This is a genomic window from Streptomyces sp. NPDC048197 (genome assembly GCF_043202395.1).
GTDB lineage: Bacteria > Actinomycetota > Actinomycetes > Streptomycetales > Streptomycetaceae > Streptomyces > Streptomyces siderophoricus.
On the sequence record NZ_JBIDAJ010000009.1, the window covers coordinates 51,474 to 63,649 of the forward strand.

General features: G+C 73.1%; 7 protein-coding genes. 1 reads left to right on the forward strand and 6 read right to left on the reverse strand.

Annotated features, from left to right (window positions below):
• Nucleotides 1–17 precede the first annotated feature (17 nt).
• The gene (locus ACGF4C_RS14805) at nt 18–2,084 is read left to right on the forward strand and encodes a CocE/NonD family hydrolase (protein WP_393566379.1); all 2,067 of its coding nucleotides are present in this window, start codon (nt 18–20) and stop codon (nt 2,082–2,084) included.
• A 53-nt stretch (nt 2,085–2,137) separates the two neighbouring features.
• On the opposite strand, the gene ACGF4C_RS14810 is transcribed toward ACGF4C_RS14805, so the two are convergent.
• The 6 genes from ACGF4C_RS14810 to ACGF4C_RS14835 form a co-directional block, all read right to left on the reverse strand.
• The gene (locus ACGF4C_RS14810; protein WP_393566380.1) at nt 2,138–3,154 is read right to left on the reverse strand and encodes an SDR family oxidoreductase; all 1,017 of its coding nucleotides are present in this window, start codon (nt 3,152–3,154) and stop codon (nt 2,138–2,140) included.
• Between the two features lie 13 nt (nt 3,155–3,167).
• Nucleotides 3,168–4,298, reverse strand: coding sequence for an enolase C-terminal domain-like protein (locus ACGF4C_RS14815; RefSeq protein WP_393566601.1), 1,131 nt, complete (start codon nt 4,296–4,298; stop codon nt 3,168–3,170).
• The gene (locus tag ACGF4C_RS14820) at nt 4,295–6,109 is read right to left on the reverse strand and encodes a thiamine pyrophosphate-requiring protein (protein ID WP_393566381.1); all 1,815 of its coding nucleotides are present in this window, start codon (nt 6,107–6,109) and stop codon (nt 4,295–4,297) included. The genes ACGF4C_RS14815 and ACGF4C_RS14820 overlap by 4 nt, the downstream gene beginning before the upstream one ends.
• A complete protein-coding gene (locus ACGF4C_RS14825; protein WP_393566382.1) occupies nt 6,090–9,221 on the reverse strand; it encodes an FAD-linked oxidase C-terminal domain-containing protein in 3,132 nt (1,043 codons plus the stop codon). Before ACGF4C_RS14825 ends, ACGF4C_RS14820 begins: the two co-directional genes overlap by 20 nt.
• Nucleotides 9,222–9,310: 89 nt before the next feature.
• Nucleotides 9,311–9,877 carry a hemerythrin domain-containing protein gene (locus tag ACGF4C_RS14830; RefSeq protein WP_393566384.1) on the reverse strand — a complete coding sequence of 189 codons (567 nt, stop codon included), beginning with the start codon at nt 9,875–9,877 and terminating at the stop codon, nt 9,311–9,313.
• 159 nt (nt 9,878–10,036) lie between these two features.
• Entirely contained in the window at nt 10,037–12,127 is a 2,091-nt protein-coding gene (locus ACGF4C_RS14835; RefSeq protein ID WP_393566385.1) for a SpoIIE family protein phosphatase, read from the reverse strand.
• Nucleotides 12,128–12,176: the final 49 nt, after the last annotated feature.

Sequence of the window (12,176 nt, forward strand, 5' to 3'; positions counted from 1 at the left end):
AGGAGAGCCCCGGCCGTATGCGTTTCGTCAGCGAACTGCCCTGTGCGACGACCGAGGAGGAGCACGTCGAGGTGCCGGTGTCCGACGGCACCCGGCTGTCGGCGCGCATCTGGCGCCCGGTCTCCTCCGACCGGGAGCCGGTGCCGGCGGTGCTGGAGTACATCCCGTACCGCAAGCGCGATCTGAGCTCCGTACGCGACTCGATGCACCACCCCTACCTCGCCGGGCACGGCTACGCCTGCGTCCGGGTGGACCTGCGGGGCACCGGCGAGTCGGAGGGGGTGCTCACCGACGAGTACCTGGAGCAGGAACAGGCCGACGCCGAGGACGTGCTGGCCTGGCTCGCCGCCCAGCCGTGGTGCGACGGCACCACCGGCATGATGGGCATCTCCTGGGGCGCGTTCGCCGCCCTCCAGGTCGCCGCCCGGCAGCCGCCGAGCCTGCGCGCCGTCGTCATCGCCTCCTTCACGGACGACCGGTACGCCGACGACATGCACTACATGGGCGGCGCGCTGCTGTCGGACAACCTGGCCGAGGCGGGCACCATGTTCGCCTACGGCACCTGCCCGCCGGACCCCGCCGTGGTCGGCGCGCGCTGGCGGGAGATGTGGCACGAGCGCCTGGCACACACCCGGCCCTGGGTCCTTCAGTGGCTGCGCCACCAGCGCCGCGACGACTACTGGCGGCACGCGTCGGTCTGCGAGGACTATGCGGCCGTGCGCTGCCCGGTCCTGGCCTCCAGCGGCTGGGCGGACGGCTATTCCAACGCCGTGACCCGGCTGCTGGCCAACCTGGACGTCCCGCGCAAGGGGCTGATCGGCCCCTGGTCGCACAAGTACCCGCACGTCGGCGAGCCCGGCCCGGCCATCGGCTATCTGCAGGAGGTGGTGCGGTGGTGGGACCACTGGCTCAAGGGCGTCGACAACGGGGTGATGGACGGCCCGATGCTGCGCACCTGGATGCAGGACAGCGTGCCGCCCTCGACGTCGTACGAGGAGCGGCCGGGCCGCTGGGTCGGCGAGCCGGACTGGCCGTCGCCGCACGTCCGGCCGGTGTGCCACCCGCTGCGCGGGTACCGCATCGACCCGCCCGAGGAGGCGGCGGAGGCGGCCAAGGAGGAGGCCGAGCCCGGTGACCGGGTGCGGGGCGATGCCGCGCTGACCGTCCGGTCCCCGTTGTCCGTCGGCCAGTTCGCCGGGAAGTGGGCCTCCTACAACGCTCCCCCGGACCTGCCGTACGACCAGCGGGAGGAGGACGGCGGCTCGCTGGTCTTCGAGACCCGGACGCTCACCGAGCGGGTGGAGATCCTCGGCTCCCCCACGGTGCAGCTGGAGTTCTCGGCCGACGAGCCGGTGGCCATGGTGGCCGCCCGGCTGTCCGACGTCAGCCCGGACGGTGCAGCCACCCGGGTCACCTACGGGCTGCTGAACCTGACCCACCGGAACGGGATCGGTACGCCGGAGCCGCTGGAGCCGGGTGCCCGCTGCCGGGCCACGGTGGAACTCAACGGTGTCGCCCAGGCGTTCCCGCCCGGCCACCGCATCCGGCTGTCGCTGTCCACGTCGTACTGGCCACTGGCCTGGCCGCCGCCCCGGCCGGTGCGGCTGACCGTGTACGAGGGCAGCAGCACCCTGACCCTGCCGGTGCGTCCGGTGCGCGAGCCCGACGTCGTGCCGGCCGACCCGTTCGGGGAGCCCGAGGCCGCTCCGCCGCTCGCCACCACGCAGCTGACGGCCCCGGAGCAGCGCTGGGAGGTCAAGCGGGACCTGGTCGACTACCGCTCCGAGCTGGAGATCGTCAAGGACCGCGGGACGGTGCGCTACGAGGACATCGGGCTGGACGTCGGGATCCGCGCCCACGAGCGGTACACGGCGGTCGCCGACGACTTCACCTCCGTCCGCGGTGAGGCGGCCTGGACCACGCGCTTCCGGCGCGACGACTGGGACGTCCGGGTGGAGACCCGCACCGTCCTCAGGTGCAGCGGGACGGAGTTCCACGTGGACGCCACCCTGGACGGCTTCGAGAACGACCGCCGGGTGTTCTCCCGTACGTGGAACGAGACGCTGCCCCGGGATCTGCTGTGACCTGCTGCCACCGGCGGTAGGGGCCTCCCACGGGAGGGGCCCCTCCCGCCCGGCTATCGCCCGGCCCGGCGTCCCCGGGACCGCAGCAGGGAGAGGGCGCCCAGCGCGGTGGCGGTGACCGCGCCCGCGGTCAGGGCGGGGTGCCGGGAGAGTGCCGCCTGGGCGGAGTGCGCCTTTGCCTGCGGGTCGAAGACGCCGTGGGCACCGTAGTCGTGGCCCGGGGTGTCGTCCGCCGGCTGCCACAGGTTGACGTCCCGGGCGGCGGACGGGGCCCGGTCGGTCTGCTGGGAGTCGAAGCCGGTCCGGGCGAGGTAGCGGTCGAGGAGGCCGGGGGCGAATTTCTCGGCCCAGATCGTCGCCGCGGTGGACGCGCCGACGTAGTACTGCTTGCGGCGCGGGTGGTTCGCGGCGTGCACGACGGCGCGGGCGGCGACTTCGGGCTGGTAGATGGGCGGCACCGGGGAGGGGTGCCGGGGCAGCCGGGAGAGCACCCAGGAGAACTGCGGGGTGTTGACCGCGGGCATCTGGACCACGGTGATCCGGACCTTGCTGCCCCGGTGGAGCAGTTCGGTGCGCACGGCGGAGGTGAAGCCGTTGATGGCGTGCTTGGCACCGCAGTACGCGGACTGCAGCGGTACGGAACGGTAGCCGAGCGCCGAGCCGACCTGCACGACCGTGCCGGCGTCGCGGGGGAGCATCCGGCGCAGCGCGGCCCGGGTGCCGTGCACGAAGCCGAGGTAAGTCACCTCGGTGACCCGGCGGTACTCGTCCGGCCCGATCTCGGTGAAGGGCGCGAAGACCGAGGTGAAGGCGTCGTTGACCCAGACGTCGAGCGGGCCGAAGGCGTCCTCGGCGGCCTGCGCGGCGGCCTCCACCTGTTCGTGGTCGGCGACGTCGGTGGGCAGTACCAGCGCCCGCCCGCCGGCCCGTTCGACCTCCGCCGCGGCCGCTTCGAGACCGGCTCGGCCGCGGGCCACCAGCGCCACGTCGGCGCCCCGGTCGCCGAACAGCCGGGCGGTGGCGCGGCCGATGCCGGCGCTCGCTCCTGTGATGACGACGGTCTGTGCCATGTCGGTGTCCTCCTCAGCCGGCCCGGTACGGTTCGGCGTCCGCGGTGCGCAGGGTCAGGCCGTGTCCCGGGGCACCGTCGGCGCCCGGTGTCACGCTGCCGCCCGACGGGTCCAGCACGCCGTCGAACAGCAGGTTCTCGATGCGGACGTGGTCGTGGAACCACTCCAGGTGGCGCAGGTTGGGGATCGCCGCGGCCGCGTGGGCGTGCACGTGGGGTGCGCAGTGCCCGGAGAGCGCCAGGCCGCGGGCCTCGGCGAGCGCGGCGGCGCGCAGCCAGATGGTGAGGCCGCCGCAGCGGGTGGCGTCGGCCTGGAGGCAGTCCACCGCGCGGGCGTCCAGCATGTGCGCGAAGTACGGGAGGGCGTAGCCGTATTCGCCTGCGGTGACCTCGGCCGGCACCGCTTCTCGGACCTGTGCCAGGCCCGTCAGGTCGTCGGAGGAGACCGGCTCCTCGAACCATGTGACGCCGTGCCGGTCGAGGTGGTCGGCGAGCCGGACGGCCTGCTTGACGGAGTAGCCGCCGTTGGCGTCGACGTACAGCTCGGTGGTGGGGCCGATGCTGGTGCGGGCCTGGGCGATGCGTTCCCGGTCGCGGCCCTCGGCGCGGCCCCAGGACTCCCCGATCTTGATCTTGACCCGGGGCAGTCCCTGCTCCTCGACCCAGCCGCGCAGCTGGCGGTCCTGCCGGTCCGCGTCGTAGGTGGTGAATCCCCCGCTGCCGTACACGGGCACCGCCCGGCCGGCCGCGCCGAGCAGCCGGACGAGCGGCAGGCCGAGCAGCCGGGCCTTGAGGTCCCACAGAGCGATGTCGACGGCGGACAGGGCACCGGCGATCAGCCCGGGCCGGCCGGCGTTGCGCACCGCCCGGGACATCGCCTCGTTGGCCGCGGGCACGTCCCAGACGGCCGCGCCGCGCACCTCCCGGGCCAGTACGTCGCGGACCACGGCGGCGGTCTGGGGCGCGCCGTAGGTGTAGCCGAGGCCGGTGCTGCCGCCGGAGCGGAGCTGCACCACGACCAGGGTCGTTTCGTGCCACTCCAGGGTGCCGTCGGCCTCGGGCGCGTCGGTGGGGACGGTGTAGGCGGCCGCCTCGACCGCGTCGACGACCGGGTCACCGCCCCCGCTGGTCCGATGCACCGTCAGCCCTGGTCCGAGCGGCCGTGCCGGTGCTTGCCGCCCGGAAGCATCTCCTGGACCTTCGCCTTGAGGCCCTGCTTGACCACCGCGGCGCGGTCGCTGTCGCCCTTCAGGATGGCCGTGGCCGCGGCCTCGATCTGGTCGAGGCTGGCGTGCGGCGGGATCGGCGGGACGGCCGGGTCGGTGCGGAAGTCGATGACGAACGGCCGGTCGGCGGCGAGCGCCTTGCGCCAGGCGTCCTCGACCTCGCCGGGCTTCTCCACCCGGACGCCGTCCAGGCCGATGGAGCGGGCGAAGTCGGCGTACCGCACGTCCGGGATCGCCTGGGAGGGCAGGAACTGCGGGGCGCCGGACATGGCGCGCATCTCCCAGGTCACCTGGTTGAGGTCCTGGTTGTTGAGCACGGCGACGATCAGCCGCGGGTCCTGCCACTCGGACCAGTACTTGCCGGCGGTGATCAGCTCGGCCATGCCGTTCATCTGCATCGCGCCGTCCCCGACCAGGGCGATCGCCGGCCGGTCGGGGTGGGCGAACTTCGCACCGATGACGTACGGCACGCCGGGGCCCATGGTCGCCAGCGTCCCGGAGAGCGAACCCCGCATCGTGCCGCGCATCCGCAGGTGGCGGGCGTACCAGTTGGCGGACGAGCCGGAGTCCGCGGCGAGGATGACGTCGTCGGGCAGCAGCGCGTCGAGGGCGTGCACGACGTACTCGGGGTTGACCGGGTCGGCCTCGACGGCGGCCCGCCGCTCCATCACCTCCCACCAGCGGGCAGTGTCCTTCTCGATCTTCTTCCGCCAGGTGCCGTGCTTCTTCGTCCTGAGCTGCGGCAGCAGCCGCTGCAATGTCGCCTTGGCGTCGCCGACGAGGTTGACCTCGAAGGGGTAGCGCATCCCGACCATGTGCGGGTCGATGTCGATCTGTACCGCCCGGGCCTGGTCCAGCTCCGGCATGAACTGGGTGTAGGGGAAGCTGGACCCCACCACGAGCAGCGTGTCGCAGTCCCGCATCATCTCGTAGGAGGGTCGGGTGCCCAGCAGCCCGATGGCCCCGGTGACGTACGGCAGGTCGTCGGGCAGCGCGTCCTTGCCCAGCAGCGCCTTGGCCACCCCGGCACCGAGCACGTCGGCGAGCTGCTCCACCTCGGCGCGGGCCCCGCGGGCGCCCTGCCCGATCAGGACGGCGACCTTCTCCCCGGCGTTGAGGACCTCCGCGGCGCGGGCGAGGTCGTCGTCGGTCGGCACCGGCGCGTAGGAGGCGAGGCCGAGGCTGGAGGGGACCATCTTGAAGGCGTGGGTGGGCGGCGAGTAGTCCAGTTCCTGGACGTCGGCGGGGACGATCACGGCGGTCACGGTCCGCCGGCCGTAGGCGGTGCGGATGGCCCGGTCGATCGCGTTGGGCAGTTGCTCGGGGACGGTCACCATTTCGAGGAAGTCGGAGGCGACGTCCTTGTAGAGGCTGACCAGATCGACTTCCTGCTGGTAGGAGCCGCCCATGGCGCTGCGGTTGGTCTGCCCGACGATCGCCACCACGGGCACGTGGTCGAGCTTGGCGTCGTAGAGGCCGTTGAGCAGGTGGATGGCACCGGGCCCGGAGGTCGCGGCGCAGACACCGACCCGGCCGGAGAACTTGGCGTAGCCGACGGCCTGGAAGGCGGCCATCTCCTCATGCCGCGCCTGGATGAACTGCGGCTTGTTGTCGGCGCGTTCCCAGGCGGCGAGCAGCCCGTTGATGCCGTCGCCGGCGTAGGCGAAGACGTGCTCGACGTCCCACTCACGCAGCCGGGCAAGGATGTGGTCAGAGACCTTGGTCGACACGGAGGTTCCTCTTTTCTCGTCGGTTGAGTGCGGCGGCCACCCCGGCGGCCAGCGCCCCGAGGCCGGTCAGGGCGGCGCCGGCGGTGACCAGCCGGGCGTCCCGGGCGGGGACCCGCGGCCGGTCGGCGCCCTGCTCGGGACGGCCGGCGGGCAGCGGACCGTCGAGGCCGAGCGCCAGCGCCTCGGCCAGGTGGAGCGCGCCCCGGCCGGTGTCGCCGTCGGCGATCTGGGTACGGCAGCTGAAGCCGTCGGCGAGCACCAGGGCGGCGGGGTCGGCGGCGCGGACGGCCGGCAGCAGGCCCTGTTCGGCGATGGTCATGGAGACCTCGTGGTGGCCGCGTTCAAAGCCGAAGTTCCCGGCCAGTCCGCAGCAGCCGACGTCCAGGACGTCCGCGTCCAGCCCGGCCCGGCGCATCAGTTCACGGTCGGCGTCGTCCTTGAACACCGCGTGCTGGTGGCAGTGGGTCTGCACGGTCGCCGGCCGGTCGAGCCGGGGCGGCCGCCAGCCCTCCGGGGCGTGGTGGACGAGCTGTTCGGCGAACGTCCGGAACTGCCCGGCCAGCCGCTGCACGTCCTTGTCGTCCGGGAACAGCTCGGGGGCGTCGGCGCGGAACACCGCGGTGCACGACGGCTCCAGCCCGATGACCGGCGTCCCGGCCTCGATCCACGGCCGGAGCTCACGCACGGTGCGGCGCAGCACCCGCTTGGCGGTCGTCAGCTGCCCGGTCGAGATCCAGGTCAGCCCGCAGCACACCGGCCCCGGCGGTACCGCGACCCGGAAGCCGGCGTCCTCCAGGACCCGCACCGCCGCCCTGGCGACGTTCGGGTGGAGGTGGTTGCTGAAGGTGTCCGGCCAGAGCAGCACCGTCCGGGCGTCGCCGGGGTCGGGCTGCGGGCGGTCGCGGGCGGTCCACCATTCGGTGAACGACTCCGCGGCGAAGGCCGGTGCGGTGCGCTCGGTGGCCACCCCGGCGGCGCGTTTGCCCAGCCGGGCCAGTACGGGGGCCCGCAGCGCCGCGTTGACCAGCCGTGGCGCGCCGCGCGCCAGCTTCGCCCACAGCGGCAGCCAGCCCAGGGCGTAGTGGGCGGCCGGGCGCGGCCGGCCGGCGTAGTGGTGGGCGAGGAACTCCGCCTTGTAGGTGGCCATGTCGACGCCGGTGGGGCAGTCGGACTTGCAGCCCTTGCAGGCCAGGCACAGGTCGAGCGCGTCGCGGACCTCGGTGGACCGCCAGCCGTCGGTGATCGCCGAGTCGGCGTGCCCGTTCAGCATCTCGAACAGCAGCCGGGCCCGCCCACGGGTGGAGTGCTCCTCCTCACCGGTGGCCCGGTACGAGGGACACATCACCCCGCCGGTGTGGGTGCGGCAGTTGCCGATGCCGACGCAGCGCATCACCGCCCGGGTGAAGGAGTGCTCGTCGTCCGGGTAGCCGAAGTGGGTGCGGTGGGTCTCGGGCCGCCAGGCGGGGCCGAGCCGGAGGTGGTCGTCGGTCCGGTGGGGGCGCACGACCTTGCCGGGGTTCATCCGGTCGTCCGGGTCGAAGAGCGCCTTCAGCTCGCCGAAGGCACCGGTGAGCCGTTCGCCGAACATCTTCGGGAGCAGTTCGCCGCGCGCCTGCCCGTCGCCGTGCTCGCCGGAGAGCGACCCGCCGTACGAGACGACGAGGTCGGCCGCGCGGTGCAGGAAGGCGCGGAAGTCCGCCACTCCCCGGGCGGTCTTGAGCTCGAAGGGGATGCGGGTGTGCACGCATCCCTGGCCGAAGTGGCCGTACAGCGACGGATGGTCGTAGTCGAACTCGGCGAACAGCGCCTTCAGATCGCGCAGGTAGTCACCGAGCTTCTCCGGCGGGACCGCGGAGTCCTCCCAGCCCTCCCAGGTCTCCCGGTCGTCCGGCGGCCGCGCGGTCACGCCGAGGCCGGCCTCGCGCGCCTTGAGCATCCGCTGCTCGCGCGCGGGGTCGTCGGAGAACGCCACGGTCGGATCGCTCTCCTTGCGGCCCAGCGCCCGGAGCAGGTCGTGGCACTGGGCGTCGACGTCCTCCCGGGTGTCGCCGGTGAACTGCACCAGCAGCCAGCTGTCGCCCTCCGGGAAGATGTCCAGGGAGTCGAGGTAGGCGTGCTCCTCGCGCATCAGCTGCGCCATCCGCCCGTCCAGGGCCTCCAGTTGGGTGGGGTTGCCGTGCGCCAGCAGGCGGGGTACGTCGTCCGCGGCCGCGCAGATGTCGGGGTAGCCGAGCACCACCATGGCCTCGCAGGACGGCACCGGCACGAGGTCCAGCTCGGCGTGCAGAACGGTGACCAGCGTGCCCTCGCTGCCCACCAGCGCCCGCGCGACGTCGAAGCCCTTCTCGGGCAGCAGCGAGTCCAGGTTGTATCCCGACACCCGCCGCGGAATGTCGGGAAATCCCCGCCGGATGTCGCCCAGATACCGGTCCGCGAGTTCCCGCAGGCCCCGGTAGATTTCCGCCCGCCGGCCGCCTTCCGCCTGGATCTCCGCGTATTCCTCCGGCGAGGTGGGCCCCACCCACATCCGGACGCCGTCATAGGTGAGGATTTCCAGCCGCCGCACATTGTCGACGGTCTTCCCGTACGCCTGGGCCGAGGCGCCACAGGAATTGTTGCCGACCATTCCGCCCAGCGAGCAGTGGCTGTGCGTGGCGGGTTTCGGGCCGAACTTCAGTTTCTCATCGGCAAGTTGCCGGTTGAGTGCGTCGAGCACGATGCCAGGTTCGACCACGCACCGGCGCCGTTCGGCGTCCACCGACACCAGGCGGTCGCAGTATTTCGTCCAGTCGATGACCACGGCGGTGTTCGTGCACTGCCCGCCGAGGCTGGTCCCGCCGCCCCGGGAGAGCACCGGCGCACCGAATTCGGCGCACACCTCGACGGCGGTCGCGCCGGCGTCGACGTTCCGCGGAACGACCACGCCGATCGGCACCTGCCGGTAGTTGGAACCGTCCGTGGCATAGGCGCCGCGGCTGCCCGCGTCGAAGCGCACCTCACCGTCCACCCGCTCGCGCAGCGCCTTTTCCAGCGCACCGGTCCGCGCGGCGGGGAAGGTCTCCGGCGAGCCGTTCTGCCGCTCGTCCGGCGTCGTCTCCTGTCGGTGGTCCATACACACCTTCTGCCGTTTCTGCGCTACGAAAGGCCCGGACGCCCCTGCGGACGGCCGGGCCGTACGGGCCCGGGGGTGGTTCCGGCGGGTCAGTCCGGGCCGCCGCCGCGGCCGGTGAGCAGGTCCCGGGCGCGGTCCACCAGCCCGAGCCCCGGGGCCAGCAATTTGTTCGCCGGCGGGGCGTCGGGGACGCCCGGGTGCGGCCGGGTGGGCGCGAGCTTCTTGGCCGCCCGGACCTTCTCCCCGAGCGCTTCGAGTTCCCCGGGAAGGCACGCCTCACGCAATCGGGCGAACAGTTCGCTCTCCTCTTCCCGGATGTGTGCCCGGACCTCCGTCCGGAGTTTCACGAACAGTTCGTTGAACGCACGGTCTTCCGCATCGAGCCGTTCCAGCTCTTTCAGCAGCCCTTCCACGCGCTGGTGGTCGGCGATTTCCCGGTCGGCCAGTGCGGCGCCGTCCGGCAGCTTCTCGCGGACCGCGGGGTAGAGGTACTGCTCCTCGGCGACGGAATGCCGGACGATTTCGATCGTCAGCCGGTCGAGCAGCCTTTTGCGCAGCGAGGCCGCAGGGACCGCCGCCTCGATCTGCTCGAACAGCGCGGCCATCTCCCGATGGTCCGCGGCCAACTCCGTGATGACATCTCCGCCGTGTCCCATGGTCGTACCTCTCGCCCATGTGCGCGCGTCCGCCCTTCGGCCACCAGAACGGGTTCCCCCGCACCGTCCCGGCTAACGCCTCGACCGGCGGGAATTGCGCCGGATGCCGCATCCGGTTCCTTGGCGGGGGCACCCGGGGAAATGCGGCGGAGGAATTCCTCAGCCGTCGGCGCCGGGCGGCCCGGGCCGGGCCCGGGCGATGAGCAGGGCCACATCATCCGCGTCGTCCGGGTCGCGCAGCTCGTCGAGCAGCCGGTCGCAGGTGTCCTCCAGGGACGGGTCCGGGCGGTCCAGGAGAGCGAGCAGGCGGTCCAGGCGGTCGTCGATGGTGTCCCGGCGGGTCTCGACCAGCCCGTCGGTGTACAGCACCAGCCGGTCGCCGGGGCGCAGCGCGAAGGTGGTCTCCTCGAAGGGGACGCCGCCGACGCCGAGCGGGACGCCGGTGGGCAGGTCGAGCAGTTCGGGCGGCCGGCCGGAGTGGATCAGCACCGGCGGCAGGTGCCCGGCGGCGGCGATCCGGCAAACGGCCTGCTGCGGATCGTGGACGGCGTAGACGCAGGTGGCGTACTGGTCCAGGCCGGCCGTGATCCGGTCGACGTGCCGCAGCACCTCGGCCGGCGGCATGTCCAGGTCGGCCAGGGTGCCGGTGGCGGTCCGCAGCCGCCCCATCGTGGTGGCGGCCTTGGTGCCGCTGCCCATCACGTCACCGACCACGAGTGCCGTCTGCTCCCCGGCGAGCGGGATCACGTCGAACCAGTCGCCGCCGACCTCGTTCGTGGTGCCGGCCGGCCGGTAGCGGGTGGCGATCTCCAGCCCGGCCCGCTGCGGCGGACGGTCCGGGAGCAGGCTGCGCTGGAGCGTGACGGCGGTGTCCCGCAGGCTCTGGTAGAGCCGGGCGTTGTCCATGCTCACGGCGGCCCGGTCGGCCAGTTCGGCGGCCAGGGTCAGATCGTCCTCGTCGAACGGGACGGGGTTGCGACTGCGGGTGAGGCCCAGCGCACCGAGCACCTCACCGCGGGCGATCAGCGGGGTCGCGAGGTAGCTGTGGATACCGGCCCGGGCGAGGATCGCGGCGGCCTCCGGGTCGCGGGCGATGCGCGCCAGGGACTCGTCGTCGACGTGGCGCACGAGGATGGGCCGGCCGGTCCGTACGCATTGGGTGACCAGCCGGTCGGCGCCGTAGCTGGCGATGTGGCCGGGCGGGTCGGCGGCCCGGGCCGCCTCGGTGGCGTAGGCGGTCTGCACCGCGAGGGCCCGGAAGACCGCCGGGTGGGCGCCGGAGGTGGTGGGCCGGCGGTCGTCCAGGAAGGAGTCCAGGATGTCCACGGTGGCCACGTCGGCGAGCTCGGGCACGGTGACCTCGGCCAGCTCATGCGCGGTCCGTTCCACCTCCAGCGTGGTGCCGATCCGCGCCGAACCGTCCGCGATCATGGCCAGCCGGCGCCGGGCGCGCGCCGCCTCCCCGGCCGCGCGGTGCCGGTCGGTGACGTCCACGATCACCCCGGCCACGCCGAGGATCCGCCCGCCGGGGTCCTCCAGCCGGTAGAACGAGACCGACCAGGCGTGCTCGTTCTCGGGGTCGGCGAGGGTGCGCCCCACGACGTACTGGTCGACCAGCGGCCGCCCGGTCTCCAGCACCCGCCGCAGGGCGGCTTCGAGCGCCTCGGTCCGGATGAACGGCAGCACCTCGTGGACCGACCGGCCGAGGTGTTCCCGGGCGGAGATCCCGTCGATCCGCTCCAGCGCGGGATTGACGGCCAGGTACCGCAGGTCGGTGTCCAGGACGCCGAGTCCGATCGGGGACTGCGAGACCAGCCGGGTGGACAGCGCCACATCGCGCTCCACCTTGCTCAGGGTGGCCTCGTCGGTGGCGATGCCCAGGGCGTAGTAGTCCCCCCGGTCGTCCAGCAGCCGGACGTTGCGGAACTCCACCAGCCGGGTGCTGCCGTCCTTGTGCCGGATCGGGAAGGCCCCGGCCCAGCTCTGGCCGGTCGCCATGACCTCGGCGAAGAGCCTGACCACCAGGTCCAGATGGTGCTCGTGGACCAGCAGCCGCCCGGCGAACTCTCCCAGCGCCTCCTGCGCGGAGTAGCCGAAGAGCGTTTCGGCCTGCGGGCTCCACAGCACGATCCGGCCGTCGGCGTCCAGGACCACCGCGGCGACGCCGAGCAGGTCCAGCAGTCCGCTGCGTTGCGGCACCTTGCCGACCGGCCAGTCGCCCGCCGCGCCGACGGGGTCGGCTGTGGACATCCGGCCCTCCCTCCGCCTGCGGATCGCCGCCTTTCCCATGGTCCCCCGG